This is a genomic window from Acinetobacter sp. YH12106 (genome assembly GCF_013418995.1).
GTDB lineage: Bacteria > Pseudomonadota > Gammaproteobacteria > Pseudomonadales > Moraxellaceae > Acinetobacter > Acinetobacter pseudolwoffii.
On record NZ_VPAV01000001.1, the window covers coordinates 233,865 to 259,358 of the forward strand.

The following is a 25,494-nucleotide window of genomic DNA, read 5'->3' on the forward strand; positions in this document are numbered from 1 at the left end:
CTGTCATTTTTCTTGTGTTTAAAATCAGTCTAACCAATAACCAGAAATAATAAACATGTCCAAAGCCTTTATTGGTCTGGGAGCCAAAACCACCCACGGTGGTATTGTGGTAGAAGGTGAGCCGTCTTTGATTATGAATGGCATCGCCGTACATTTAAATGGCATGACGCATTATTGTCCCAAATGCCAGACCATGGTCACCGCAATCTCCAGCGATTTATCTATTACTGTCAAAGGACGGGCAATGCTTATCGCAGGGGATAAGACCAGTTGCGGCGCGACTTTTCTAGCCATGCAGCATTTGACGGTATCGCAGAAATAAATCTTAAATTCGTTTAATAAAATAAGAAGAGCTGACTTCAAGGTCATGCTTTGAGCGTTTTGGCACTATCACATGACTTTTCAGATCAGTAAGCTCATCCGATGATTTCAGGATGAATACGCGCTGCGTTTGGAAAATAATGAAACAAGCCCTACATTTTACCCATGCCAATGGCATCCCTGCGGCAACCTATCAGAAATTTCTGGACTGTTTCCAGCCAGAATATGAGGTCAAAGCGATTCCCTTGATTGGCATGAAGTCGCAATATCCGATTACGCCAGACTGGCGCTATCTGGTCGATGAAGTCATTGCAGATATCGAGCAGCAATTTCCTCAGCAGCAGGTGGTGGGTCTTGGACATTCCTTTGGTGGTCTGGTGACTTTGATGGCAGCGTATCGACGTCCGGAACTGTTTTCCAAACTGTTAATTATGGATCCGCCATTTATTATTGGAAAAAACAGCGCCATGTTTGAACTGGTTAAAAAGCTGAATCTGAAAAGTATCGATCGCTATACACCTGCAGGAATTACGCTAAAACGCAAGGATCACTGGCCATCGAAACAGGCCGCAGTTGATGGACTCAGATCAAACCGCTTATTTAGCAATTTTGATGAGCAATGTTTTGCTGATTATATCGAGAGTGGCATTCAGCCAGAACCTGAACGCGGTGGGGTGACTTTGAGCATTCCAAAACAGGTAGAAGCGGAGATTTTCCGGACTGTACCGGCATGGTGGTGGCGTACGCCAAGACGACCACCTGAAGTGCCGATTCATCTGATGACTGCAGAGCAGAGCCAGTTTTATCAGCAGGGTTTGCCTCAAGGCATGCACAAGATTTATCGGATCGATTATTCAGTGGTCGAGGGCGGACATATGTTTCCGCTTGAGTATCCGGAAGAGACTGCAAAGGCGGTCAAAGCTCAACTTGTACTGTTGTAATCGTCATAAAAAAGAGACGACTGGTACCACTACTGTTCCACAATTTTAACTAGGCTATAGTTTGAATTGTATGGAGTAATAAAAGCAATTCGATAGTGTTTTTAAATATCTGATATTTATACTTGGATATTGCGCAGCCTCATCTTTCCTTTAAAAGTTTAAATGGATTTGTGCAGGCGCAACCCTACTTTGGAAAGCCCCAAAGTAGGCAAAAGTCTCTTATTACCCATACACGACGTCCTGTCGTGATAGGTAGTGTGTGGCATCCCTGCCACACGCGCGTAACTTAAAGCTAATCACTTTAACTTTGGGACAGTAATCCGTCTAGTACGTCTCTTTTTATATCATTTTACGCAAATTGGAAAATTAACGCAGCTGCGAATCTTCCAGATGGCGAGCGCCTTCCAGAATCATCCGAATCATGAGCATGGTCTGTTCGGCAATTTCCTGGCGGTCTTCAGCCGGCATGTCAATGACATTGGCCCCCATGTTAAACACCAGTTGAGTAATGGCTTTGGCGGCAATATCGGCATGTAATAACTTTCTATTATTCAGGCGTTCCAGACGAATCAAATCATCCTGCAATTCCTGCTGAAAATAATTTAACTGGCGTTCTACAGCCTGTTTATACGATTTTGAACCGGTATAACCTTCACGCAATAACAGGCTTAAATTGCCTTCATCTGCATCCAGCTGAGCAATAAAAATTTCGACCGAACTACGAATAATACTGCTTTGTCGGGAGGCTTTTAAGCGTGCTTCATGCAGAATCTGACGTAATACAATCCCGGCACGATCAATCAGCTCAATGGCCAGCTCATCAATATCTTTAAAATGACGATAGAAACTGTTTGGCGCAATACCGGCCTCACGTGCGACTTCGCGCAGGCTCAACGATGCAATACTTTTTTGTGGACCAATCAGGTTTAATGCTGCCTGAAACAGTTCTTCTTTGGTAATGGTGGCCTTGCGACCGACACTCCGTACGATAATCGGCTCATCAATGCTTTTCGATTGTAGTAGAGATGCGTCACTGCTTATTTTCATTGAAGGCTCGTTCATCAATAGGTTCATGCATGAATCGTTTGATTATAACCGAGCACGACAGGCTTGTGAAATGAATGGAAACAATACACATGTATATACAAATATATATACATGTGTATAATAATTCAAAACCTCAAGATGATGTCGATAACGATGCATGTACTCCAAAAACTTAAAATGCCGTTGAATGCACTGTCTGACAGTGTCGTCGATCAGCATGCGATTAATTTCTGGATTCAGAAACTCAATCCGATATGGTCGTTGAATCAGCCATTGGGCAAGATTGTGCACAAGGAAAATGCTGCACAGGATATGCTGAGTCTGAAAATTCAAGTGAATCGTTTATTTAAGTTTGGTAAAGCGGGGCAACACCATCCGGTCTATGTGGTGGTGAAGGGCATCCGTTATGAACGTAGCTATAGTTTGACCCATGTAGATGCCCAGCATGTGTTATTGACTGTGAAAAAAGTCCATGCCGGTAAAGTCAGCACCTGGTTTGCAGAGCAGGCGCAAGTGGGTGATGTCATCGAATTTGGTCAGCCTTATGGCGATATGACTGTGCCTCAGCAGGCGAGTCCACTGATCTTGCTTGCAGCAGGCAGCGGGATTACCCCAATGCTGAGCATGCTGGAAAGCCTGAGCAAAAAGGGTGAATTATCAACACCAGTGAGCTTGTGGTACTGGGTTAAAAAACATCAAGATGCAGCATTTAAAGCACGTTTCGAAGAACTTGCTCAGAAACATGCAAATTTCTCATTTCATGTTTATGCCACGCAAGAACAAGCTGCGGCAGCTCGTCTGAATGAAACTTATCTGACAGATTTGCAAAATCTGGAAAATAGCACGGTCTATTGCTGCGGCCCGTCAGGTTTTGTATCGACTGCAGAGCAGCTGTTTGCTTCAGCCAAAGAGTTTAAGGGTGAAGCCTTTAGCATGAGTCTGGCGGATCAATCCGATATCGGCTTTATTAATGTCACCCTGACTCAGTCGAAAAAAATTGTCAGTATTCCAAAAGGCCAGTCCATTTTGGTGAGTCTGGAACAACAAAATATCAAACCGACACATGGTTGCCGTATGGGCATTTGTAATAAATGCGCCTGCAATAAAGTGGAAGGTTCGACCAAGAATTTGGTAAACGGCGCACGAAATACTGAGCCAGGTAATCTGCTCAAAATTTGTGTTAACTCAGCGCAGACTGATCTAGTCATCGACCTATAAGCGAGTTTTATCCTATGAATATGCCAGTAAAATTTCAATATTTTAAAAATCCTAAAAACCGTGAATTATCACAAGTAGAACTCGATGAACTTGCACGTGAACTTGATGCGATCAAGCAAGAAGTGCTGGATGATTTAGGTGAAAAAGACGCGAAATATATCCGTCGTGTCTATTCAACCATCCGTTATTCATCAATTGCCGGTCGTGCGCTATTGTTTGCAGGCTGGTTCCCACCAGCATGGTTGCTAGGCACAGGTCTATTAGGCTTTGCCAAAATCATGGAAAACATGGAACTGGGTCACAATGTCATGCATGGTCAGTATGACTGGATGAATGATCCTAAAATGAATGGTCAGACCTATGAATGGGATATCGTAGGTACTTCGGATAACTGGCGTCAAACCCATAACTTTAAACATCATACTTATACCAATATTAAAGGTATGGATGATGATATCGGTTATGGTCTATTGCGTCTGTTCCCAGAACAGCGCTGGAAACCGGGTTATTTATTACAACCGATTTATGCGGTGCCATTCTGTTTGCTGTTCCAGTGGGGCGTGGCCATTCAGAACCTTGAATTGGGTAAATATTTCAAAGGTCGCAAAAGCAAAGAGCAGACCAAAGAAGAATGGCGCCCAATGCAGAACAAAATCGGTAAACAATTGTTTAAAGATTATGTGTTCTTTCCATTGATTGCAGGTCCTGCTGCTTTGCCAGTTTTGACGGGTAATATGGTGGCCAATGGTCTGCGTAATATCTGGACGTTCAGTATTATTTTCTGTGGCCACTTTACCAAAGATGTAGAGGTGTTCCCGAAATCGGTACTGCAAAATGAGAGCCGTGGTCACTGGTATATGCGCCAGATTCGTGGTTCATCTAACCTGACCGGTTCTGAAGCATTCCATATCTTGACGGGTCATTTAAGTCACCAGATTGAACATCATCTGTATCCTGATGTGCCTGCCCGTCGTTACCGCCAAATGGCGCCAAAAGTTCAGGCGGTGTGTGAAAAATATGGTTTGAACTACAACAATGCCAGTCTGGTAAAACAGTATGGCAGCGTAATCAAACGTATTGTGAAATATGCATTTCCGTTTAAGAAATAATATTTCTTAAAGCTAAAAACCACCTTATTTGAGGTGGTTTTTTTATGGATGAAGCTTATATTTAAACAAAAAAGTCTGGATGATTCAGTCATCAGATCTGCCTTAAAAGTATCATTGAGCGACAACTCATCTGTCATTTAAGTGCTTGTTAAAGATTATTATGGCGTATCAATAAAGCGGAAATTTTAAAGCCCTAATATGTCATTGAATCGGATGGTAGATTAATTTTTGGCAATTGCTGATCTTGTCCTTCCAGATAGCGTTGATGTGCCAAACTCAGCATTTCCTGATCTTCTTCGCTGTTACCATAGGCATAAATTTCAGCATAATCTTCCAGACGATATTTTTCTAAAATTCTCAGTTTCTTCTGCGCCTTACTACAATCTGGAGTCTGATAAAATCCTGTTATTTTTCCAGCTTTGATTTCAACTTCGCTACACAGTAAATCGATATTTAAATAGGTACAGACCGGTTTCAAGTATAAATCCAGTGATGCTGAAACCAGCGCGATCTCATGACCCAGTTGCTGATGTTGCCGAAGTTGCTGCAACAGTTTTGGATTAAACTTAAAGACCAGCTGCTGGGCATAGTCCTGCGCCAGTTGTAAAATTTCTTCTGCATCGCTGTCCTTAAACATGTTGCCATACAATTTTGGACGCATCGCATGGGCAGGGTACAGCTTCAGATAATAGGCCTGAATCCAGGGCAGGAGACGAATGCCGCGTCTTAAAATATGCCGTTTTTTCAAGGCATAGAAAATGAACCCGGTAAAACTGTCGTCTGTATACAGGGTGCCATCAAAATCAAATAAGGCTAGAGTTTTAGGTGTTTGATTTTGCGCATGCATGTTTGATATCGACCATCGACACGGGTGGCAAACCAGTTGGTATTGTAATCACGACTCAGTTTTGGTCCAGAAATGACCACTTCCGGCATGATTGCATACATCGGATCTTTGCCTGTTTTTTCCTGATAGAGCTTGCTGATCCCACGATAGGTCATGGTATCTTCAAAATCTTTCTCTTTTTCTTTCTTTAAATCGGCGCGGATTTGACGTTCGGTAATAATAAAATTATTTTTCGCAAATACACTAATCAGCTCACGCTCGGATTGACTCTTCTGCGAACGGATCGCGCCATCTTTGTTATAGAGTAATAAATCGCCATCCAGATCGAGTTCAGCTTCAGTTAAATCATTGAGCATGCTCTGAAAAGCGGCATTCCGGCTGGAATACATGCCCGAGTTATAGTCTGCAAAACGGTAGATCGGTTTGTCATAATCTGCAGGATACATCATCAGACGATGAATCCCGTAATATAGGCCGCCATATTGCGTATAGACATCGGAGCGTAAGGCTGCGATGTTGCCACCTTGACGTTTATATTCCTTGACATAACTAATATGCACTTGCATTGAACCCAAAGTGGTAATCGGATTCATTTTCTCGCCAATGTTCTGGCCGACCAGTTTTGCAGCACCGGTCAGTGCGCTGACATGGTAATGCTTCGACATATAGTCAAATATTTCACGATATAACTCATCTAATTCGCGTTCGGTTTTTACCCGGCGCATCTGGCTTAAATAGTTATCTTCTGGGCTTGGATGGTTCTTGAGTACTTCCTGGAAATATCCCGCAACTGTTCCACCGATTGCTTGTCCGAGTTTATCTTTGAATTTTTCTTCAAGACGATCCTGAACTTCTTTAACCGCTTTTTCTCCCAGACCTGGTACTGTAGGGTCTGCCACAAAATTGGATTCCTGATCGACCACGGCCACAATCGTGCAGACATTTTCCTTGGTTTGAGGAATACCCAACTGTTCGGTGATGTCGTAAATATCTTGTGCCCAGGACTCACGCTGATTTACCCGACTCGGAATTGCTTTACGAATATGTTCAACTTCAAGTGTCGGTTCATCATCTTTTGACCACCATGAGCCATTGCCACAGCCGGCAAGACCCAGAGAAAGTGCAAGTACAGACAATGACTTAACAGAAAAACAATCAGCAAAAGTTTTATTCATGGTGTGGTAAATTAATTGAAAAGATGAGCGAATAAGGCAGATGCAGTATACTATGCCCATCAAAAAAGTGATGAATTTATATGTATATTGGTCCATATCAACTGTCAAACAATTTGATTGTCGCCCCGATGGCAGGTGTGACTGACCGTCCGTTTAGAACCTTGTGCAAGTATTTTGGTGCAGGTCATGCGGTCAGTGAAATGATGACCTCAGACAAAACTTTGCGTATGAGCAAAAAAAGTCTTTACCGTGCCAATTTTGATGGGGAGCTGGCGCCTATCTCAGCCCAGATTGCCGGTTCAGATCCACAAGATCTCGCTGAGGCTGCGCGTTATCAGGTGGCCAATGGTGCACAAATTGTTGATATTAATATGGGCTGTCCAGCCAAAAAGGTCTGCAATCGATTAGCCGGTTCAGCCTTGCTACAGGATGAAGATTTAGTTGCCCGTATCTTGGATACTGTCGTGGCTGCGGTCGATGTGCCGGTAACTTTAAAAACCCGTCTGGGGTATTTAAATGGTCATGAAAATATCATGCGGGTGGCAAAACGTGCGGAAGATGCCGGAATTGCGGCGCTGGCTTTACATGGCCGTACCCGTGAAGATATGTATTTAAATACCGCCCGCTATTCACTCATTAAAGATGTAAAAGACATGTTGAATATTCCCGTGATTGCCAACGGAGATATTGACAGTCCTGAAAAAGCCAAATACGTACTGGATTATACCGGTGCAGATGCCATCATGATCGGACGTGCAGCACAAGGTCGTCCCTGGATTTTTCGTGAAATTGCCCATTATTTAAAAACTGGCCAATATCTGGATGCGCCGAGTATTACAGAAGTTAAGGATGTTCTATTGGGACATTTGGCTGAGCTATATGAGTTTTATGGCGAGTATTCCGGTTGCCGAATTTCCCGGAAACATATTGCCTGGTATACCAAAGGTCTGCGTTCAAGCAACGAGTTTCGTCAGGGCATGTATCAGGTAGAAAATACAGCTGATCAATATCGTGTAGTAGAAGATTATTTTAATACTTTACTTGAACATGGCTCAACCATGAGTGATGTTCAGGTCGAACAGGTCAATTTATTAGAGACCAAATGATGGCAGGCTAGTAGGAGGTAATCAAGAAATATGTTTTGTGTAGAAATACTACCTTTTTTATCTTGAGCGCGTCGATTTTAGCACGCTGTTTACACTTAAGCCGGTCAAATACATAGCACAACATTTTGTTGACTTAAACCGGACAGGACTTGGACATTGCTTACTTAAACTTGTTCTATGATGGATTCATCTAATATGAACAGGAGGTGATCCTTCTTGTTTGTAGTCATCACCAAGGGAGATCTGTAATGACAAATACCAATCGTCCAGTCACAGAATTTAGCCATAAAACGTCAACGGAATTGCCACAAGAACGCAGCGAAGGCTTAAATATAGATCCTACTGATGCCAATGCACGTCCGGATTTAAATACTCCTGAAAAAGATAATCCGAATGTGCCAGATATGAATGAAGGCAAAGATAATCTGGCTGCGACCAGTGCGGGTACAGTAGGTGGTACTGCTGTAGGGGCCGTTGCAGGTCTGGTCGGTGGTCCTCCAGGTGCAGTGGTGGGCGGCATTATCGGTGGTGTGGTTGGTGGCATTGCCGGTAATGATATTGCAACATCAGATCGCCAAAAACAGGCAGATAACTACCAGCATCCAGAAGTTCGAAGTGAGGCAGATAATTATCAGCATCCTGACCAGTTGATTGCCGAAGATAATTACTGGCGCGATGAGTATCATAATCGCCCGTATTTTAATGAAACGCGGAATACCTACAGCGATCTAGACTATGATCGTGACTATCGCGGCGCTTATCGTGTAGGTTATGAAAACCGTGCCATGTATGATCGTGATACAGATTTTGATCATGCGGAACCTGAACTACGGACCAAGTGGGAACAGGTGAAAGGTGAATCCCGCTTAAATTGGGAAGAAGCCAAGTTTGCAGTCAAAGATGCCTGGCATCGACTTACCCGCTAAGTCCGACTGAATAAAAAACCTCTCTAATTAGAGAGGTTTTTAATGTTGATAAATTTTAGAGATGTTTCATTTCCAGCACCAGCTGATTGATCAGATCGGATGCTTCCATTTCACGAATTTGTGCCACATTTGAGCCTGCCCAGAACGCGCCATAACCCTGATCACCATGCTCGGCTGCAGCAGCATGTAATTGCTTGGCCAGATCATAGGTATAAGGATAAGCCGGCACATCCAGACGTTCTGGTGTATCGACGTCCATATGCCAGTGGTTGATGATTCCACGAGCAGGGCGACCGGAAATACTGGCACTGACTTGAGTGAGTGGCTTGGAAAGCAGGGCTTTACGATAAGCCTCATTGGCATTGGACGATTTGCACTGTACAAATGCAGTGCCAAGTTGCACGGCATCGGCACCGAAATCCAGCATTTGTCTTGCCTGTTGGCCGTCCATAATCCCGCCTGCTGCCACAATCGGCAGGGAACAATGCTGTTTGATCAGTTTCACCAGATTAGAGGTTTTGACCGAAGCATCGAATTTGGTACTGAAAATTCCACGATGACCACCGGCTTCAATACCTTGGGCAATAATAATATCAATTCCGGCAGCTTCAATGGCTTTGGCTTCGGCAAAATTGGTCGCAGAAACCATGGTTAAAATTCCTGCCTGTTTTAAGGCTTGAATCTGATGCGGATGCGGAATGCCAAAATGAAAACTGACCGCCCGTGGTTTGGTTTTCAGCACCAGATTCAGGAAGTCATCATTGTCTTTAAAGCTCGGATAAATACAGTTTAAATGCTCGGGTGGCTGCGCCCCATATTCAATAAATTTATTTTTAAACTGTGCGATCCATGCCTGCGCGACAGCTTTATCTAGGGGCACACTGTCATGACAGAAAAAATTCACCTGAAAAGGGCAGTCTGTCAATTCTTGAGTTTTTAAAATCTGTTGTCGTGCTGCCTCGATACTGCTGGCTCCCAAACCGAGTGAACCCAAGCCGCCTTGATTGGACACTTCAGCTGCAAGTTCAGCTGTAGAGACACCTGCCATCGGCGCCAAGAAAATAGGATGTTTAATTCCGAGATTTTCTAATAAAGACATAGATTTGCTCCTTGTTATGTTTTTACTTTGCCCTTGAGTTCAAAATTAAGCAAATCATATTGGTTATTTTATTTTGAAATACTTAAACTTTGCTTAGCTGTCATTTACATTTCTCACGACACGCTATGTCGCTAGCCAGACAGATCAACTATAGCGCTGCAATTGAAGACTTTATAATAACATTTTGGTCAAATCTTTCTGAGCTCATGTCTGATCGTATCCGTGAAAAACTGCAAATTTTAGCCGATGCTGCCAAGTATGATGTGTCCTGTTCATCCAGTGGAAGTAATCGTAAAAATAAAGACAAAGGGGTAGGAAATACCGGCAATGGTATTTGTCATAGCTATACCGAAGATGGCCGCTGCGTTTCCTTGCTGAAAATTCTATTTTCCAATGTCTGTATTTTTGATTGCTCTTATTGTGTTTCGCGCCGTTCCAATGACGTCAAGCGAGCAGCATTTACCGTGCAGGAAGTGGTGGATTTGACCATGAACTTTTACCGCCGTAATTATATTGAAGGTCTGTTTTTAAGCTCGGGCATTTTCAAATCGGCGGATCACACCATGGAGCGGATGCTACAGGTAGTGAAAAAACTGCGACTGGAAGAAAACTTTAATGGCTATATTCATTTGAAAACCATTCCGGGTGCATCTCAGGAAATCATTACCGAAGCCGGACTATACGTAGACCGCATGAGTATTAATCTGGAAATGCCGACTGAATCCGGATTACAGAAATTTGCGCCTGAAAAAACCCATGCCGAAGTACAAAAAGATTTGGGGATTGTGCGGGATCGACTGATCCAGCTCAAAGATGAACGCAAATTGATTAAATCGGTGCCAAAATTTGTACCTGCCGGACAAACCACACAGATGGTGGTGGGCGCACACAGTGAAACTGACCAAGACATTATTTTAATGGCCGATCGGCATTACAAGGAATTTAAGCTGAAACGGGTGTATTTTTCCGGCTATATTCCGATTAATCCTGAAGAAAAAGCCTTACCGGTTGTCGGTTCAGCGCCGCCATTATTAAGAGAAAACCGTCTATATCAATCCGACTGGTTAATGCGTTTTTATGAATTTTCTGCCGATGAAATTGTCGATGACCAGCATCCGAATCTGGATCTGGATATTGATCCCAAACTCAGCTGGGCCTTGCGACATCCTGAAGCTTTTCCAGTTGATATTAACCATGCCGACTATAAAATGATTTTGCGTGTACCGGGTATTGGGGTAAGTTCGGCCAAAAAAATTGTACAGGCACGCCGTTTTGGTCAGATTCATATCGATCAGCTAAAACGCATGGGTGTGGCATATAACCGCGCACAGCATTTTATCCGCTGTGCTGATACGCCAAAATTTAAGAAAGATCAGCAATCGCATCAGATCCGTCAGCAAATTTTACAGTCTGGCCAATCTAAATATCTGCAGCAGCTTTCACCACAGCTTGGATTGGCATTCTGATGGCCTGTTACTGTTTTGATGGCAGCATGACCGGCTTGCTCAGTTGTGTATTTCGGGTTTTTGAGTTTAAGGAACTGAATGCCCGCATCACTGCCAATCCACAAGCACAAAATGGCCTGTTTGATGAATTTATTTATGTTAGCTCTAATGATGAGCATGGACAGCGGGTCTGGCAGGGGCTCAAGCAAAAAGTCTCCTCCAGCAGCTTGCGTACTTTTTACTATACTTTTCTGTCGGAACAAGAAGCAGCGTTTCAGATTCTATTTGATTTCGCGGTTTATGTATTTAAAAACCAGCGACCTGTCGATAAAGATTATGGTCATCATGCGGTTATCGGTATGTCGCAATGGGCCAAGCAAGTCGGACGGGAAAAGCACCGTATGGAGGCTTTTGTACGCTTTAAAAAGGCCAAGGATGGACTATTCCTGAGTCTGGTTAAGCCAGACTTTAATGTTCTACCGATTATTTCCCGACATTTTCAGGAGCGCTATCAGGATCAATCCTGGCTGATTTATGATGAGCTGCGCAATTACGGGATTTATTATGATTTAGAGCAGGTACATCAGGTCGAGATGAATGCTGAAGCAATTGATTCACAAATCCAGATTGGGCACAGTCAGTCATTCAGTATCGAACTGGATGATGATGAATGGTTGTATGATCAGCTCTGGAAAGATTATTTTAATAGTGTGAATATTCAGACACGTAACAATATGAAACTGCATATTCAATATGTACCGAAACGCTACTGGCGTTATATGAATGAGAAAACACTTTAAACAGTACATCTGGCATCTTTCAGGCATAATAAGCGTTTATATTTAGATTGAGTGCATAGATATGAAGGTATGGCTAACGTCATTGGCGCTGCTCATTGGATTAACAGCATGCTCGAAAGAGCCACAAAAACCGGTCGTCGATCCAGTCAAATATCAGGTTCAGACAGCGCAGGAATTGCAGCAACGTTTTGATGCACTCAATAGCCAATTGGCTCAGGATTTTCAGAAATTTAAAAAACTAGAAAGTATTGCTTTCTCACACCAGTTTCCTTTAGATGTGAACAATCTGCAAACTTTAAACCGTCATTTGGTCAGCAGTACGGCATTAAAACCAAGTAAAATTGCCTATTGCGATATGATGAATGCTTATTTTGCCGATATGTATCGTTTGGGGCATTATAATCTGGAACTGGTCGATGACATCCAATTGCCGAATGCTGCCAATGAAAATCTAAAAGACAATTTTTCGAATGCCGATCACTTCTATACTTTTATTCTGGATCGCTATACCACTTATCGTCAGGTTCAGCAGACCATGGGTTATGGTTGTAATTTAAAAGCCGCGCTTTAAATCTTAAAGATAAAAAAGCCCATCATTAAGATGGGCTTTTTAGTTTAAATAATTAACAACCTGTAATTTTTTCAGCTTGTGGTTTTTCTTCCGGGAAGAAAATTGGACGAAGTTTGACCCCAATACCATTACCGATAAAGGCAAACACCAGCCATAACCAGCCATGTAAACTGCCTGAAGCGATGCCACTGAAATACGCACCAATATTACAGCCATAAGCCAGGCGTGCACCATAGCCGAGCATGATGCCACCGACAACAGCAGCAATGAGCGAGCGTTTCGGAATGTTGAAATTCGGGGCAAACCTACCTGCCAGACTGGCTGCCAGCAAAGCACCGAGCATGATGCCAAAGTTCATCATCGAGGTAATATCAAACCACAACGACTCTGTAAGTGCTTTGGCATTGCCAGCTTTCTGCCAATAATCCCATGCAGTTACATCAACACCCACTAAAGTGGCGCCTTTTGCACCCCAAACTGCCAGGGCAGAAGTCACGCCCCAAGGACGACCTGCAAGTGCCAACGTCGCAAAGTTGAGCAGGGTCAGAATAATCCCGCCCCAAATCAGAGGCCATGGACCACGAATAAAGCGTTTCCAGCCTTGATGCTCACTGCTTGGTTCTACTTCCAGACGACCATGACGTTTCTTTTCGAAATAAACAGTCGCCGCAGCAATCAGTGCAAAAATAACAAAGCTCAGCAGCAATCCAGGCATCACCCCTAAACTCTGTACCAGAGAAATAGGTTCCAGATGCGGCAAAGCAAACCACCAGTCTAAGTGTGAGGTTGCAATCACAGAGCCGATACAGAAGAACAAGAGTGTTACCAGCATACGTGCACTACCACCACCCACGGTATACAGCGTACCCGATGCACAACCGCCACCGAGCTGCATGCCGATGCCGAAAATAAAGGCACCAATCATGACTGACATGGAAACAGGACTGACGTTACCTGTGACCGGGTTGCCAAACAATTCACCCGCACCTAAAGCGGGGAAGAATAACAATACTGCTAGAGCGAGCATAATCATTTGTGCACGCAGACCACGACCGCGACGTTCCTTGATAAAGACGCGCCAACTCGAGGTAAAACCAAATGAGGCATGGTACAGGGTCATGCCTAGCGCACCACCGATTAAAAATAACAGAGCCTGATTTAAGCCAACGATCTGATAGGCACCGATTGTACCGATTACAAGTAAAATAAAAGCCACCCAGACCGAAATATTCGACCGTTGGGAAGCAGCAGCAATGACTGACATGGGAGATTAAATTTTAAAAATAAAGGCTGGTATTCTACTGAATTTCAGCTTAAATGCAGCCCATTTTGGCCAATGAGTGAGTATTAAGTCATTCTTATAGTTGATAAGTTTTATCACTTTATCTGATTTGTGGGAGTGAATTATAAAAATAAATCTAATGGAACATCTCATTATTCTGTAATTCTCTACACTTAAGCAGCTTAAATAAATTGCAGATTTAATCGTATGGTTTTATGCCGATAGATCAGTATCGAGCATTTTTGAGTTTCTAGATTTTCAAATGAAGTACATAAAAAAGCCTGCAAATTGAATCGCAGGCTTTTTAAGCATTAAACTGAGAGCTAAAATCAGTTTTCAGCTTTTTCTCGAACATTGCCAGCACCTTCTTCAACCGCAGCTGCAGTGGCCGCAGTGGCTTTTCGTGCTACTTCAGCAGTAGCATCTGCTGCTCGAGACGTTGCAGCAGCAGCTTCGTCAGCTGCTTGAGCTGTATTTTCCGCTGCATTATCCAAGGCTCTTTCAGTGTCTACCGCAGCTTCACGGCTTGCATCTTGCATATCATGACCGGCTTGATCTGCTGCATTTTCTAAATGCTCACCTGTCGTTGCCCCGGTTTCAGGTGCTTTATCTTTGTTACAGCCGACCAAGGCAACAGTTGCCACTAAACCTAAAGCAATCATTAATTTATTCATCGAGTAATATCCCTTGTTGTTGTATAGCTGCCAACTAATTTAACAGTCATTTCTTAAAGTTTATGCTAGAAAATAGATCAAAATTTGTTGATTAACTGTAACTTTTTTCAATACTTATGCTGCTTTAACTCGCTCAGGACTTATTTAATAAGTTGTTTTAAGTGTATTAAATGAGTCAGATCCAGAAACTAAAAAATTTCTAATTTAATAAGCATTCAAGGATGATGGAGGTGAACAGGGTATATTATTAATCTTGCGATTTAAGTTGTCAGTCGTATAAAAAAGATGATTTTAAGCAATAAAATCCCAGTCATAAAAAAAGCCCGCAGGGTGCGGGCTTTTTAAAGAGAAAATTAGAGACCAGCAGAGGCTTTAAGCGCTTCCACTTTGTCGGTTTTTTCCCAAGTAAAGGCCGTATCAGAGCCTTCACGGCCAAAATGACCATAAGCCGCAGTCTGCTTATACATTGGCTGAATCAGATCCAGCATGCGGGTAATGCCATATGGGCGTAGGTCAAAGTGCTCACGAACCAAGGCAATAATCAATTCTTCAGATACTTTTGCAGTATTAAAAGTGTTGATTGAAATTGAAGTGGGTTCAGCAACACCAATTGCATAAGACACCTGGATTTCACACTTGTCTGCAAGACCAGCCGCAACGATATTTTTTGCTACATAACGCCCTGCATAGGCAGCAGAACGGTCAACCTTAGATGGATCTTTGCCAGAGAAAGCACCACCGCCATGACGCGCCATACCACCGTAGGTATCTACGATAATTTTACGACCTGTCAAACCACAGTCACCGACAGGGCCGCCAATCACGAACATACCCGTTGGGTTGATGTGGAATTTGGTCTCTGCATGGAACATATCGGCAGGAATGATTTTCTTCACGATTTCTTCAATCACAGCTTCTTTAAGATTGGCTTGTGAAATTTCAGGATCGTGTTGAGTCGACAAAACCACAGCATCTAAACGAACAGGTTTGCCATTTTCATAAGCAAAGGTCACTTGGCTTTTCGCATCTGGGCGTAACCAAGGCAAAGTTCCATTACGACGAAGCTCTGCTTGTTTTTCCATTAAGCGATGTGCATAGGTAATTGGCGCAGGCATTAAAACGTCAGTTTCACGGCTGGCATAACCAAACATCAAACCTTGGTCGCCGGCACCTTGATCTTCAGGTTTCTGACGGTCTACACCCTGAGCAATTTCAGGTGACTGTTTGCCAATCATGTTGATTACGGCACAGGTCGAACCATCAAAACCCAGATCAGAATGGTGATAACCAATACCGTTCACGGTATGGCGTACTACCGCTTCAAAATCGATATTGGCCGTCGTTGTGATTTCACCGGCAAGTACAACCGCACCTGTTTTTACAAGCGTTTCACAAGCAACCCGTGCATAAGGGTCTTCTTTTAAGATTGCATCCAAAATAGCGTCACTGATTTGGTCAGCCATTTTATCTGGATGGCCTTCGCTTACAGATTCCGAAGTAAATACAGCGTACTCGCGCATAGTCCTATCACAGTTAATTTTAAAGACCCGATATGTTACATCGAGTTGCGCTCTAGGACTAGCTTAACACGACAAAATTGGTCGAAATTGTTTCAAATTATTGTGTTTTTAATTGATTAATAGAATTAAAAAAATTGATATGTCGATTTAACCGTCATTGCTGATTTGGCAAGGAGCGACAAATTAATCCGGATTTTCCCAGATGTAGCAAAATTAAACAGTTATATTCTCGAATAAATTTTAAAAGATCGCTGATTGGAAAAATATAAAGCTAAAATCTGAGCGATTTTCAGGAAAGTGATCATTACATTAATACGCTCGCATGTGATTCAACATGATTCGACTAGCTGTATTGTGGTTGCATCGGCTTCTCTGCATATTAGGCCTAAGGTTTCACTACTGGCCGGTTAAGCATGGCCAAGATTCTTTTTGTATGGGCTTCTTGAAGTAAGGCTGTACGGAGATAAGTCATGATGTATCAAAAGGCATTTACCTTAATTGAGGTGATGATTGTACTGACGATGATAGCGATTTTAGCCACCATGGCGTTTATGAGCTATCAGGGCTATGTGGTACGTGCTCAACTGGCTGAAGTGTTTGAGCAGGCTGGCACATATCGAACTCAGTTCATTGCCTCAGGTCAGCATTGTGATGCTGGACGCGAGATTGGGGGGAATACACGATATATCGAAAAAGTGGTGATTAATGCAACATGCCGAATTGAGTTTAAGCTGCGACAGCAAGGCCTAGATGCAGCGATTCGGGGTAAATCAATTGCATTTGATGTCTATACGGGAAAATGCTTCTCGACCGATATTTATCAGCGCTATTTACCTAAAAGCTGCCAAGGGCGCTAAGCACGCTTGCTGCTTATGATTGAGCCTAAATAGATGTAAGCTTTTCATCTAAAAAATACATAGTTGATTGATCTATTGATAAGAATGAATCATCAATGCTTTCCATCATCAACGAGAAAATTATATGACACATCTCGCTTTGAACGGATGGAGCCGACTTTAGATTAAAAACGAAGTAACAGTCAATTCTAAAAAATCCAGGGTTGAAAAGCTCAATCAGACAACAATATGCTAACTATCATATCTAATAAATCCATCGCAAAAGTGACCAGAGAAAACAGAACTAGAGAGAAAAATGTGGAATAATTACCCGATAAGGAAATACAAGACTAATAAACTGATAAATGTTGTTGCTTAGTCTTTACCCCTCGCTGTTTTTTTAAGACAATAGACCATAGTTTTGAAAGTCTTTTCATCATTTCCTATTTCTGAATATTTTGGACTCTGATTTATGACAACCCCGCTTAATGAACGCCGTATTGCAAACGCAATTCGTGTATTGGCAATGGATGCTGTGCAAAAAGCAAACTCAGGACATCCAGGTGCTCCAATGGGGATGGCAGATATCGCTGATGTGGTTTGGCGTGAATTCCTGAACCACAACCCGACCAACCCGAATTGGGCTAACCGTGACCGTTTTGTATTGTCAAATGGCCATGGCTCTATGCTTCAATATGCACTGCTTCATTTAACGGGCTACGATCTTTCGATTGAAGATCTAAAAGCATTCCGTCAACTTCATTCTAAAACACCTGGTCACCCGGAATTGGGTTATGCACCCGGGATTGAAACGACGACTGGTCCTCTAGGTCAAGGGATCGCCAATGCTGTTGGTTTTGCGCTGGCTGAAAAAACCTTAGCCGCACAATTTAATAAAGATGACCTTCAGGTTGTGGATCACTTTACTTACTGCTTCCTGGGCGATGGCTGCCTGATGGAAGGTATTTCACATGAAGTGTGTTCATTGGCAGGTACCTTAGGTCTTGGTAAGTTAATTGCCTATTATGACGACAACGGTATCTCGATTGATGGTGAAGTGGAAGGCTGGTTCTCTGACGATACCGAACAACGTTTCTTGGCTTACGGCTGGCAAGTACTTAAAGTAGATGGTCATGATAGCGAAGCGCTTCGTGCTGCAACTTTAGCAGCTAAAGTTGAAACTGCTAAGCCAACCATCATTATCTGTAAAACAGTGATTGGTTTGGGTTCACCAAACAAGCAAGGTAAAGAAGACAGCCATGGTGCGCCACTCGGGCATGATGAAATTGTCTTGACGCGTGCAGCATTAGGCTGGACTGACGAAGCATTTGTTATTCCTGAAGATGTGTATGCAGCTTGGGATGCCAAAGACAAGGGCGCTAAAACTGAAGCAGCGTGGAATGAAACATTTGCTGCCTATGCTGCAAAATATCCGACTGAAGCGGCAGAGCTAAAACGCCGTATGTCAGGTGATTTGCCAGCAGACTTCGTTGCAAAAGCAGATGCCTATATCGCTGAAGTGAATGCTAAAGCTGAAACCATCGCGACACGTAAAGCAAGCCAAAATGCATTGCAAGCACTGGTTCCATTATTGCCAGAAGTGCTAGGCGGTTCTGCGGACTTGGCTGGTTCTAACCTGACGCTGTGGAAAGGTGCGCAAGGTGTACAAGACAATGCAGCAGGTAACTATGTGCATTATGGCGTGCGTGAATTCGGTATGACTGCAATCGCCAATGGTGTTGCGCTGCATGGCGGTTTTATTCCTTATGTGGCAACATTCCTGATGTTTATGGAATATGCACGTAATGCAGTACGTATGTCTGCCTTGATGAAGCAACGTGTGATTCATGTGTACACACATGACTCTATTGGTCTCGGTGAAGATGGTCCTACGCATCAGCCAATCGAGCAAATTGCATCTTTACGTGGTACACCAAACCTGAATACCTGGCGTCCATGTGACACCGTTGAAGCTGCAATTTCTTGGAAGTCTGCATTGACTCGTTCTGAGGGTCCGACAGCATTAATCTTCTCTCGTCAAAACTTAGCTTTCCAAACTCGTACTCAAACACAAATTGAGAACGCTGCGAAAGGTGGTTATGTATTGGCTGAAGAAAAAGGCGAATTAAAAGCGATTATTATTGCAACAGGTTCAGAGGTTGCTTTGGCAATGGAAGCTTATGCACAGCTTGAGGGCGTGCGTGTCGTGTCTATGCCATGTGCTGAAGAATTCATGAAGCAAGATGCAGCGTACCGTGAAGCAGTTCTTCCATCCAATATTCGTGCGCGTGTTGCGGTTGAAGCAGCGCATGTAGATTATTGGTGGAAATTCGTTGGTCTAGATGGTCGCGTAATTGGTATGAGTACTTATGGTGAATCTGCACCTGCAAAAGACTTGTTCCAGCACTTTGGTATTACCACTGAAGCCGTTGTTGCAGCAGTAAAAGAAATTACTGCTTAATCAGCCCTTTAAAAGTTTAAAATGGCGTCCCAGTTTTGGGGCGTCTTTTTGTTTTTTGGTCTTTTTAGCTCTGTTTTCATGTGACAAGAGTTGAAGAGTTCTCTTGATAATTGAATGCAAAAAGTGAGATGAACATGAGCTTGTACGAGCAAATTAGCGAAGAAATTACTCTGATGGATGCAGGCGAACAGAAATGGATCGGGCAGGATCTACCTCTTGAGGCCATGATGGCGGTTGAGTTAATGCTGCAAGAACTCGCGGAAGAAAAAGTCATCAAAGTCCGCCGTAAAAACCATGAAAAGACGACTGGCCTAAAACAGGTTGATCGTATTCTGGTTGAAAAACTGTAAAGCTAAAATACTAAAAAGTCCCTGATTGGGGCTTTTTTTATGCCAGATGATTTTTGTCTGGAAGTTGCTTATCAAAACCAGATGAGATAAAGATAAGCTTGTAACTCGCTATAGAACTCAGCATCCTATCGAAACGGCTTATATTGATGAAATAGGCAAAAGAAGTTGGTAAACATGAAAATAAATTCCCAGATTCAGATCAAATCTTTAGAGCAAATATCACAGTACCAATGGCTGCCTTTATGGCAAGAATATCAGGCTTTTTATCATGCGAAGATCTGTGATGAGGTCAGTGAAAATACCTGGGCGAAATTACACAGTACTGAGCTAGATTCGATGTATGGATTTGCTGCATTGCTTGATGAAAAAGTGGTGGGCATTGTACATGTGGTCGAGCATGACAGCAGTTGGACGCTACGACCTTATGCTTATTTGCAGGATTTATTTGTGCCTTCGCAGTATCGAGGTCAAGGTATCGCTTGCAAGTTGATTGAACAGGTTTATCAGGTGGCAGAACAGCGTAATTGTGACCGCGTTTACTGGCTCACGCATGAATCAAATCGTCAGGCACAAATGCTCTATGATAAAGTGGCCAAAAAGACCGGATTTATCCAGTACCGTATGGATTAATAATAGAAATTTAAAAAATAACTTACAAATTTATCGTTTCATCGCTGCAACAAAACGTTTTATCTTTAGAGATGTAAATATTTCTTAATTCTATACACTGAATAACATCCAAAACGAGAGATAAAAACATGAATTTCAAAACATTAGCATTAGGCTTAGCGGTTTCATCTGTAGCAACATTTTCTATTGCAAAACCAGTAACCTATACAATTGACCCGACCCATACTGCAGCCGTATTTAGCTGGGATCATTTCGGTTTTTCTACGCCATCTGGTAATTTCTCTGATATTCAGGGCAAAATCGTGGTGGACAATGAACAACCGGCAAAGTCAGCTGTGCATGTGACAATTCCAGTATCCAGTATTAATACCAACGTGACAGCTTTAGATGATCACTTAAAGAAAGCCGATTTCTTTGATGCAGCAAAATATCCAAACATCAGCTTTAAAAGTACCAAAGTAGAAACGCAGAACAAAAAGAACTTCAAAATTACTGGTGACTTAACTATTAAAGGCGTGACCAAACCTGTGGTATTGGATGCTGTTTTAAACAAACAGGCTGAACATCCAATGATGAAAGTTCCAGCAATTGGTTTCAATGCAACCACTTCATTTGACCGCTCTGCATTTGGTTTAGGAGCAAACGTACCGAGTGTGGGTGATAAAATTACTGTTCAGATTACCACTGAAGCCACTGTACCTGCGCCTACAAAGAAATAAGATTCTCTGTATGGATAGTATGAAAAAGCACCTGATTCAGGTGCTTTTTTATCGAATAAAATGACTTAGATCTAATCACGATTCAGAATCAGCAGACAGCCAAAACTGATAAAGATCCCGCCTGTAACTCCATCAATCCATTTGGCAAATTTTTGATAATAAGTCGTCATTTTCGGCATTGAAAAAATAATGGCTACAACCGTAAACCAGAGCAAACTTTCGATAAAGACCAGAGCTAAAAGAGAAGACTGTTCTGATAGTTTTGCATTAGGGCTAATCGCCAATGCAAATACGCTGCTAAAGTAAATCAGGGCTTTGGGGTTGGCCATGTTGGTGAAAAAACCTTGCAGCAATAATTTAAGATACGACGGCTGAACGATAGAAAGAGCTTCTGCTTTCGAATTTGTTAACGGTAGAGGTGTCTTAAAGCTCGACTTCAACATCAAACTGCCCAGATAGAGCAGATATAATCCACCCAATAGCATTAAGACCTGCTGTAACCAGACCATTTTCTGAAATAAAAAATGCAGGCCGCCAAGTGCACAAATTGACCAGACCAGAATGCTCAATGAAATACCGAGGGCTGCACATAAAGCATGCTTTCTGGACTGCCGGATGGCACTTTGGGTGACAAAGAAAAAGTCCGGCCCTGGACTAATCAGGGCGAAAAAATGAATCACGGCAATGCCGAATAATGCGCTCATAATGTTTCTACAGTCGAGAGGAAGAGTTTAGCCTGGAATGCATCTGAGACTAGGATACGATATTTAATTGCGCCAGATATTGCTCTAATACAGTTTGCGAGGTGGTTTCCAGTACAGGCGCAAACTGAAGATTGGCAGCGCGTAGTGCAGGAATATCAATTTTAGCCTGACTTAATTCACAGCTATGGCCAATCAGCCATTTTTCCAGACTATCACTGGCGACTTCAGGATGGAATTGTAGTGCCAGAATATTACTGCCTATACGAAAGGCCTGATTTGCATAAAGCTCAGTACTTGCCAGTAATTCAGCCTGTTCAGGTAGGTCAAAGGTATCACCGTGCCAATGTAGCACTTCAATATTTTCCAGATTTCGCAGTGGATTATTCTCGATAGCTGCAAGACTGAGCTTAGACCAGCCCATTTCTTTGCTCTGTCCTGCATAGACTTTGGCACCAAGCGCATGCGCAATCAATTGAGCACCCAGACAGATTCCTAAAGTGGGTAAATTCTTATCCAAACGTACTTTAAGCAGGTCTATTTCTGCTTGTAAGAAAGGAAAGTTTTCTGTTTCATAAACCCCAATTGGGCCACCGAGAATTACGGTTAAACCAGGATGTTCATAAGCCTTACGCAGGTCATCAATCCCGGCTTCAAAATAGCGGACACGTAGCCCCAGCTGATAAAATACATCTTCCCAAGCACCGAGGTCTTCAAAAGCGAGATGTTGGATTGCATATACAGTATCGGGGAAATGGTCCAGGTTCAGCATGGTCATTTAATCTAAAACGGGAAATATTTATTTAACGTCATTCTGTAAAAAAATAGAAGTCTTTTTAATCCCGTAATTTATGAAGCAAGATATTCTCAATCTGAATAGTGAATCCTGGTGCAGGGCTCTGAACCGGCTTTGTATCATTATGCAGCCCAATTTCATTTCCCACTAGAAAGGCAGTAGAGTAGAGGTGAATATAGAATAAAAAGACTGAGGAAGAAAAAATGCACAATATCTGTCTCTATATCGATAAAAAACGTATCAGTCCCTATGTCATGTCAGTTTACGTCGCTTTAAAAGAAAAAGGCCTGAATTTTCAGGAAAAAACGGTTGATCTAGATCAACTGGAACAACAAAGCATGGCATATCGCAGAATTTGCCCCAGTAGAAAAGTCCCTTGTCTGGTGATGGATGATTTTCATTTATTTGAATCTTGGGCGATTACAGAATATCTGGAAGATGCTTTTCCAGTGCCAGATTATCCAGCTTTATACCCCAGAGAGAGTCAGGCCAGAGCAAAATGCCGTGCAGTTCAGGCTTTAGTCAAAACTGATTTTATGGCAATCCGCCAGGCCATGCCTTCAGACTCAATCTTTGTTGCGCCTAAAGGACTTTTTATTGCATCAGCCGAAGTCTTGCAAGATATTCAGCGTTTATTGGCAGTCACAGAGAGCTTGCTCAGTGAACGCTGGCTGACTGAGCAGTGGTCAATTGCAGATTTTGATCTGGCCTTTATGCTGCATCGCCTGCTTAGCCAGCAGATTGAACTGCCTGATAAAATTCAGGTATATATCCAGCGAAATTTCCAGCGTGCTTCAGTTCAGGCGTGGCTAACAGAAAATGAAAAGCTCAAGCTTTAAGCTGCCAAAACTTATCAACTAGAGGATACAAAAAAGACTTAAATAGATAAAAATCAAGCGTAATATAAATCAGAACTGTGTGGAAAATTACGAGAAATAATGTCCTTGTTGCATCATTATTAAGGAGTGCGGGGTGGGGAATTCACATCATCATGAGCATAGTCATGTCACTGTGACTGCGAAAAATATCAAAAAATTATCGATTGCTCTGGCACTCACGACCAGTTTTTTAATTGTGGAACTTATTGCCGGCTTTTTGACGCAGAGTCTGGCCTTGCTTTCCGATGCCGCACATATGTTTACTGATGCTGCGGCACTGGCGATTGCACTGGTGGCCATCAAGATTGGGCAAAAACCGGCAGATAACAAACGCACGTTTGGCTATCAACGCTTTGAAATTCTGGCTGCCTTATTTAATGCCTTGATGCTCTTTGTGGTGGCGATTTATATTTTATTTGAAGCCTATCAACGTTTAAGCAATCCTCCAGAAATCCAGAGTCTGGGGATGATGGTTGTGGCGAGCTTAGGACTCATCATTAACCTGATTTCGATGAAAATTCTGGTGTCGAGTAGTCAGGAAAGTCTAAATATCAAAGGGGCTTATCTGGAGGTGCTGAGTGATGCATTGGGGTCAGTCGGCGTGATGATCGGGGCGCTGCTGATTTATTTTACTGGCTGGATGTGGGTAGATACACTGATTGCCGTATTGATCGGATTTTGGGTTTTGCCACGCACCTGGATTTTGCTCAAACAAAGTATCAATATTCTGCTGGAAGGAGTGCCAGATGAAATTGATATTGAAAAACTGCGTCATGATCTTTTAGCACTCGAAGGCGTACAAGATATTCATCAGCTTAAAGTCTGGGCGATTACTTCCAAAAAAGTCATGTTGACGGTACATTTGGTTGCACCGAATGTAGATTATCAGAAACTGCGTCATCAGGCTTTTGAAATGTTGAGCCATCAGCATCATATTACTGAAATGACTTTACAGATTGAGGCAGAAAATTGTCCACCGGAACAACGAGGGCATTCGACCCATCAGCACTGAAATATAATCATCTGAGCATCGCAGGGCTTAATTGTTTTTTAGAAGTGAACGGATGACATCCAAATAACTTGGTGGAGCATCGACATACTGACGCTCTCTTAACATTTGATGCATTTTCGCCAGCTTTTGATGCGGAACAGCGGCCATTAAATGATGTTCAATATGATAGTTTACATGAATCGGTGCCACAAAAGCCCGTGCCAGATAACCTGCGCGGGTTGTACGGGTATTGCTGAGGGCAGAATGACTGGTTTCCAGACCCGCATGTTCAGCCATTGCGCGAATACGGATAAATAAAGGGAATGGTGTGATATAAGCCAAAGGCCATAGCAAATACAGCTTAGGATGGCCACTGGCCCAAAGCACAGAGAAAATCGTGGCATTCGCGAGCAGCATACCTGAACTGTTTTTCAGCAGATTTTTGGCCAAATCTACCTTGCTACGATCACTACGTGGAATAGGTTTGGGATCGTTGGATACACTCCATTCCAGAAGCTCCAAATCCATCAATACCCGACCTGCCAGAAATTTAAGTCCAGATTGCCCGTTTAAGTCGCGAAAGAATTTTCGGAATAATGAGCTTTGAGTAATGGGGAAGTTTTTCACCAGGCCTAAATCCGGGTCGTCTGGTTGAGAGGTTTTAGCATGATGTTTCAAGTGATAAGGACGATATTTGCTGACCTCATTCCAGATTGGGCGTGCACACAGCCAATCGGTCAAATGTGTATTTAGCCATTTGGTTTTAAACAGGCTATGGTGTGAGGCATCGTGCATCAAAATCGCCATGGCCAGCTGACGACCTGCCAAAATCGCCAATGCCACTGCACACATTAAAACCTTTCCCCAAATGGGCAAATATTCCCAGCTATAGGCCACTGTACCGAAGGTCATCACAATCACAGCCCAAGTTGAAGCTATAGACCAAGCACCATGTAAGTCAGAAGTCGTGGTGAGTTCTTTAATTTCTTCGCGGCTAAAAAATTCGGTGACACTGAGCTTAGTGTTCATTGTTTTGCCTATAGCGTTCTTA

At 42.8% G+C, this 25,494-nt stretch carries 26 protein-coding genes; 16 read left to right on the forward strand and 10 right to left on the reverse strand.

Annotated features, from left to right (window positions below):
- Positions 1–55 precede the first annotated feature (55 nt).
- Both FTU45_RS01255 and FTU45_RS01260 read left to right on the forward strand, forming a co-directional pair.
- Positions 56–322, forward strand: coding sequence for a PAAR domain-containing protein (locus FTU45_RS01255; protein ID WP_100328728.1), 267 nt, complete (start codon positions 56–58; stop codon positions 320–322).
- A 139-nt stretch (positions 323–461) separates the two neighbouring features.
- Positions 462–1,262, forward strand: a complete 801-nt coding sequence (locus tag FTU45_RS01260) for an alpha/beta fold hydrolase (protein WP_180075766.1) — start codon at positions 462–464, stop codon at positions 1,260–1,262.
- A gap of 366 nt (positions 1,263–1,628) precedes the next feature.
- On the opposite strand, the gene fabR is transcribed toward FTU45_RS01260, so the two are convergent.
- Positions 1,629–2,309, reverse strand: coding sequence for an HTH-type transcriptional repressor FabR (fabR, locus tag FTU45_RS01265; protein ID WP_005096625.1), 681 nt, complete (start codon positions 2,307–2,309; stop codon positions 1,629–1,631).
- Positions 2,310–2,462: 153 nt separating this feature from the next.
- Between fabR and FTU45_RS01270 the strand changes: the two genes are divergently transcribed.
- Together FTU45_RS01270 and FTU45_RS01275 are read left to right on the forward strand one after the other, a co-directional pair.
- A complete protein-coding gene (locus tag FTU45_RS01270; RefSeq protein ID WP_034608544.1) occupies positions 2,463–3,527 on the forward strand; it encodes a flavin reductase family protein in 1,065 nt (354 codons plus the stop codon).
- A gap of 14 nt (positions 3,528–3,541) precedes the next feature.
- Positions 3,542–4,636: an acyl-CoA desaturase gene (locus tag FTU45_RS01275; protein ID WP_005096627.1), complete on the forward strand. Its 1,095-nt coding sequence runs from the start codon at positions 3,542–3,544 to the stop codon at positions 4,634–4,636.
- 193 nt (positions 4,637–4,829) lie between these two features.
- Here the strand turns inward: FTU45_RS01275 and FTU45_RS01280 are convergent, their stop codons facing one another.
- Together FTU45_RS01280 and FTU45_RS01285 are read right to left on the reverse strand one after the other, a co-directional pair.
- A complete protein-coding gene (locus FTU45_RS01280) occupies positions 4,830–5,483 on the reverse strand; it encodes an HAD family hydrolase (protein ID WP_180075767.1) in 654 nt (217 codons plus the stop codon).
- Positions 5,450–6,658, reverse strand: coding sequence for a DUF1615 family protein (locus tag FTU45_RS01285; RefSeq protein ID WP_005096631.1), 1,209 nt, complete (start codon positions 6,656–6,658; stop codon positions 5,450–5,452). The genes FTU45_RS01280 and FTU45_RS01285 overlap by 34 nt, the downstream gene beginning before the upstream one ends.
- Positions 6,659–6,738: 80 nt before the next feature.
- On the opposite strand from FTU45_RS01285, the gene dusB reads away from it, so the two are divergent.
- Both dusB and FTU45_RS01295 read left to right on the forward strand, forming a co-directional pair.
- The gene (dusB, locus tag FTU45_RS01290) at positions 6,739–7,764 is read left to right on the forward strand and encodes a tRNA dihydrouridine synthase DusB (protein ID WP_100328724.1); all 1,026 of its coding nucleotides are present in this window, start codon (positions 6,739–6,741) and stop codon (positions 7,762–7,764) included.
- A 248-nt stretch (positions 7,765–8,012) separates the two neighbouring features.
- Positions 8,013–8,690, forward strand: coding sequence for a hypothetical protein (locus tag FTU45_RS01295; RefSeq protein WP_180075768.1), 678 nt, complete (start codon positions 8,013–8,015; stop codon positions 8,688–8,690).
- A 55-nt stretch (positions 8,691–8,745) separates the two neighbouring features.
- Here FTU45_RS01295 and FTU45_RS01300 read toward each other — a convergent pair whose 3' ends face one another.
- The gene (locus FTU45_RS01300; protein ID WP_159137864.1) at positions 8,746–9,789 is read right to left on the reverse strand and encodes a nitronate monooxygenase family protein; all 1,044 of its coding nucleotides are present in this window, start codon (positions 9,787–9,789) and stop codon (positions 8,746–8,748) included.
- A gap of 206 nt (positions 9,790–9,995) precedes the next feature.
- Between FTU45_RS01300 and FTU45_RS01305 the strand changes: the two genes are divergently transcribed.
- From FTU45_RS01305 to FTU45_RS01315, 3 genes are all read left to right on the forward strand, one after another.
- Complete coding sequence (locus FTU45_RS01305) at positions 9,996–11,255, forward strand: putative DNA modification/repair radical SAM protein (protein ID WP_180075769.1); 1,260 nt, start codon at positions 9,996–9,998, stop codon at positions 11,253–11,255.
- A complete protein-coding gene (locus FTU45_RS01310) occupies positions 11,255–12,034 on the forward strand; it encodes a TIGR03915 family putative DNA repair protein (protein ID WP_180075770.1) in 780 nt (259 codons plus the stop codon). Before FTU45_RS01305 ends, FTU45_RS01310 begins: the two co-directional genes overlap by 1 nt.
- A 61-nt stretch (positions 12,035–12,095) precedes the next feature.
- Positions 12,096–12,605, forward strand: a complete 510-nt coding sequence (locus FTU45_RS01315) for a hypothetical protein (RefSeq protein ID WP_005096639.1) — start codon at positions 12,096–12,098, stop codon at positions 12,603–12,605.
- A 52-nt stretch (positions 12,606–12,657) separates the two neighbouring features.
- Here the strand turns inward: FTU45_RS01315 and FTU45_RS01320 are convergent, their stop codons facing one another.
- The 3 genes from FTU45_RS01320 to metK all read right to left on the reverse strand — a co-directional run bounded on the left by FTU45_RS01320 (position 12,658) and on the right by metK (position 16,081).
- Positions 12,658–13,869: a YeeE/YedE family protein gene (locus FTU45_RS01320; protein ID WP_180075771.1), complete on the reverse strand. Its 1,212-nt coding sequence runs from the start codon at positions 13,867–13,869 to the stop codon at positions 12,658–12,660.
- Positions 13,870–14,216: 347 nt separating this feature from the next.
- Entirely contained in the window at positions 14,217–14,561 is a 345-nt protein-coding gene (locus FTU45_RS01325) for a hypothetical protein (protein WP_180075772.1), read from the reverse strand.
- Positions 14,562–14,914: 353 nt separating this feature from the next.
- A complete protein-coding gene (gene metK, locus FTU45_RS01330; RefSeq protein WP_005096646.1) occupies positions 14,915–16,081 on the reverse strand; it encodes a methionine adenosyltransferase in 1,167 nt (388 codons plus the stop codon).
- 473 nt (positions 16,082–16,554) lie between these two features.
- Here metK and FTU45_RS01335 point away from each other — a divergent pair, with 473 nt between their 5' ends.
- The 5 genes from FTU45_RS01335 to FTU45_RS01355 all read left to right on the forward strand — a co-directional run bounded on the left by FTU45_RS01335 (position 16,555) and on the right by FTU45_RS01355 (position 21,077).
- Positions 16,555–16,938, forward strand: coding sequence for a prepilin-type N-terminal cleavage/methylation domain-containing protein (locus tag FTU45_RS01335; protein WP_035337922.1), 384 nt, complete (start codon positions 16,555–16,557; stop codon positions 16,936–16,938).
- A 451-nt stretch (positions 16,939–17,389) separates the two neighbouring features.
- Positions 17,390–19,378, forward strand: a complete 1,989-nt coding sequence (tkt, locus tag FTU45_RS01340; RefSeq protein WP_180075773.1) for a transketolase — start codon at positions 17,390–17,392, stop codon at positions 19,376–19,378.
- Positions 19,379–19,512: 134 nt separating this feature from the next.
- Positions 19,513–19,728, forward strand: a complete 216-nt coding sequence (locus FTU45_RS01345) for a hypothetical protein (protein ID WP_005096650.1) — start codon at positions 19,513–19,515, stop codon at positions 19,726–19,728.
- Positions 19,729–19,902: 174 nt separating this feature from the next.
- A complete protein-coding gene (locus FTU45_RS01350; RefSeq protein ID WP_005171309.1) occupies positions 19,903–20,358 on the forward strand; it encodes a GNAT family N-acetyltransferase in 456 nt (151 codons plus the stop codon).
- 128 nt (positions 20,359–20,486) lie between these two features.
- Positions 20,487–21,077: a YceI family protein gene (locus FTU45_RS01355; protein WP_005171307.1), complete on the forward strand. Its 591-nt coding sequence runs from the start codon at positions 20,487–20,489 to the stop codon at positions 21,075–21,077.
- 71 nt (positions 21,078–21,148) lie between these two features.
- Here the strand turns inward: FTU45_RS01355 and FTU45_RS01360 are convergent, their stop codons facing one another.
- Complete coding sequence (locus FTU45_RS01360) at positions 21,149–21,781, reverse strand: threonine export protein RhtC (RefSeq protein WP_005096656.1); 633 nt, start codon at positions 21,779–21,781, stop codon at positions 21,149–21,151.
- Positions 21,782–21,830: 49 nt separating this feature from the next.
- Positions 21,831–22,550, reverse strand: coding sequence for a glutamine amidotransferase (locus FTU45_RS01365; protein ID WP_074383170.1), 720 nt, complete (start codon positions 22,548–22,550; stop codon positions 21,831–21,833).
- Between the two features lie 227 nt (positions 22,551–22,777).
- Between FTU45_RS01365 and yfcF the strand changes: the two genes are divergently transcribed.
- The gene (gene yfcF, locus FTU45_RS01370; protein WP_100355056.1) at positions 22,778–23,413 is read left to right on the forward strand and encodes a glutathione transferase; all 636 of its coding nucleotides are present in this window, start codon (positions 22,778–22,780) and stop codon (positions 23,411–23,413) included.
- A gap of 133 nt (positions 23,414–23,546) precedes the next feature.
- Complete coding sequence (locus tag FTU45_RS01375; RefSeq protein WP_005096661.1) at positions 23,547–24,464, forward strand: cation diffusion facilitator family transporter; 918 nt, start codon at positions 23,547–23,549, stop codon at positions 24,462–24,464.
- Between the two features lie 27 nt (positions 24,465–24,491).
- On the opposite strand, the gene FTU45_RS01380 is transcribed toward FTU45_RS01375, so the two are convergent.
- Positions 24,492–25,472, reverse strand: a complete 981-nt coding sequence (locus FTU45_RS01380) for a fatty acid desaturase family protein (RefSeq protein ID WP_180075774.1) — start codon at positions 25,470–25,472, stop codon at positions 24,492–24,494.
- Between the last annotated feature and the right edge of the window lie 22 nt (positions 25,473–25,494).

What these genes read in the sequence shown, in the direction of transcription:
- FTU45_RS01320 (WP_180075771.1), bottom strand. Translation starts at nt 13,869, where the DNA reads ATGTCAGTCATTGCTGCTGCTTCCCAACGGTCGAATATTTCGGTCTGG.
- FTU45_RS01380 (WP_180075774.1), bottom strand. Translation starts at nt 25,472, where the DNA reads ATGAACACTAAGCTCAGTGTCACCGAATTTTTTAGCCGCGAAGAAATT.
- tkt (WP_180075773.1), top strand. Translation starts at nt 17,390, where the DNA reads ATGACAACCCCGCTTAATGAACGCCGTATTGCAAACGCAATTCGTGTA.
- fabR (WP_005096625.1), bottom strand. Translation starts at nt 2,309, where the DNA reads ATGAAAATAAGCAGTGACGCATCTCTACTACAATCGAAAAGCATTGAT.
- FTU45_RS01255 (WP_100328728.1), top strand. Translation starts at nt 56, where the DNA reads ATGTCCAAAGCCTTTATTGGTCTGGGAGCCAAAACCACCCACGGTGGT.
- FTU45_RS01305 (WP_180075769.1), top strand. Translation starts at nt 9,996, where the DNA reads ATGTCTGATCGTATCCGTGAAAAACTGCAAATTTTAGCCGATGCTGCC.
- FTU45_RS01360 (WP_005096656.1), bottom strand. Translation starts at nt 21,781, where the DNA reads ATGAGCGCATTATTCGGCATTGCCGTGATTCATTTTTTCGCCCTGATT.
- yfcF (WP_100355056.1), top strand. Translation starts at nt 22,778, where the DNA reads ATGCACAATATCTGTCTCTATATCGATAAAAAACGTATCAGTCCCTAT.
- FTU45_RS01310 (WP_180075770.1), top strand. Translation starts at nt 11,255, where the DNA reads ATGGCCTGTTACTGTTTTGATGGCAGCATGACCGGCTTGCTCAGTTGT.
- FTU45_RS01285 (WP_005096631.1), bottom strand. Translation starts at nt 6,658, where the DNA reads ATGAATAAAACTTTTGCTGATTGTTTTTCTGTTAAGTCATTGTCTGTA.
- FTU45_RS01350 (WP_005171309.1), top strand. Translation starts at nt 19,903, where the DNA reads ATGAAAATAAATTCCCAGATTCAGATCAAATCTTTAGAGCAAATATCA.
- FTU45_RS01275 (WP_005096627.1), top strand. Translation starts at nt 3,542, where the DNA reads ATGAATATGCCAGTAAAATTTCAATATTTTAAAAATCCTAAAAACCGT.
- FTU45_RS01345 (WP_005096650.1), top strand. Translation starts at nt 19,513, where the DNA reads ATGAGCTTGTACGAGCAAATTAGCGAAGAAATTACTCTGATGGATGCA.
- FTU45_RS01325 (WP_180075772.1), bottom strand. Translation starts at nt 14,561, where the DNA reads ATGAATAAATTAATGATTGCTTTAGGTTTAGTGGCAACTGTTGCCTTG.
- FTU45_RS01270 (WP_034608544.1), top strand. Translation starts at nt 2,463, where the DNA reads ATGCATGTACTCCAAAAACTTAAAATGCCGTTGAATGCACTGTCTGAC.
- FTU45_RS01260 (WP_180075766.1), top strand. Translation starts at nt 462, where the DNA reads ATGAAACAAGCCCTACATTTTACCCATGCCAATGGCATCCCTGCGGCA.
- dusB (WP_100328724.1), top strand. Translation starts at nt 6,739, where the DNA reads ATGTATATTGGTCCATATCAACTGTCAAACAATTTGATTGTCGCCCCG.
- FTU45_RS01280 (WP_180075767.1), bottom strand. Translation starts at nt 5,483, where the DNA reads ATGCATGCGCAAAATCAAACACCTAAAACTCTAGCCTTATTTGATTTT.
- FTU45_RS01295 (WP_180075768.1), top strand. Translation starts at nt 8,013, where the DNA reads ATGACAAATACCAATCGTCCAGTCACAGAATTTAGCCATAAAACGTCA.
- FTU45_RS01355 (WP_005171307.1), top strand. Translation starts at nt 20,487, where the DNA reads ATGAATTTCAAAACATTAGCATTAGGCTTAGCGGTTTCATCTGTAGCA.
- FTU45_RS01365 (WP_074383170.1), bottom strand. Translation starts at nt 22,550, where the DNA reads ATGCTGAACCTGGACCATTTCCCCGATACTGTATATGCAATCCAACAT.
- metK (WP_005096646.1), bottom strand. Translation starts at nt 16,081, where the DNA reads ATGCGCGAGTACGCTGTATTTACTTCGGAATCTGTAAGCGAAGGCCAT.
- FTU45_RS01315 (WP_005096639.1), top strand. Translation starts at nt 12,096, where the DNA reads ATGAAGGTATGGCTAACGTCATTGGCGCTGCTCATTGGATTAACAGCA.
- FTU45_RS01335 (WP_035337922.1), top strand. Translation starts at nt 16,555, where the DNA reads ATGTATCAAAAGGCATTTACCTTAATTGAGGTGATGATTGTACTGACG.
- FTU45_RS01300 (WP_159137864.1), bottom strand. Translation starts at nt 9,789, where the DNA reads ATGTCTTTATTAGAAAATCTCGGAATTAAACATCCTATTTTCTTGGCG.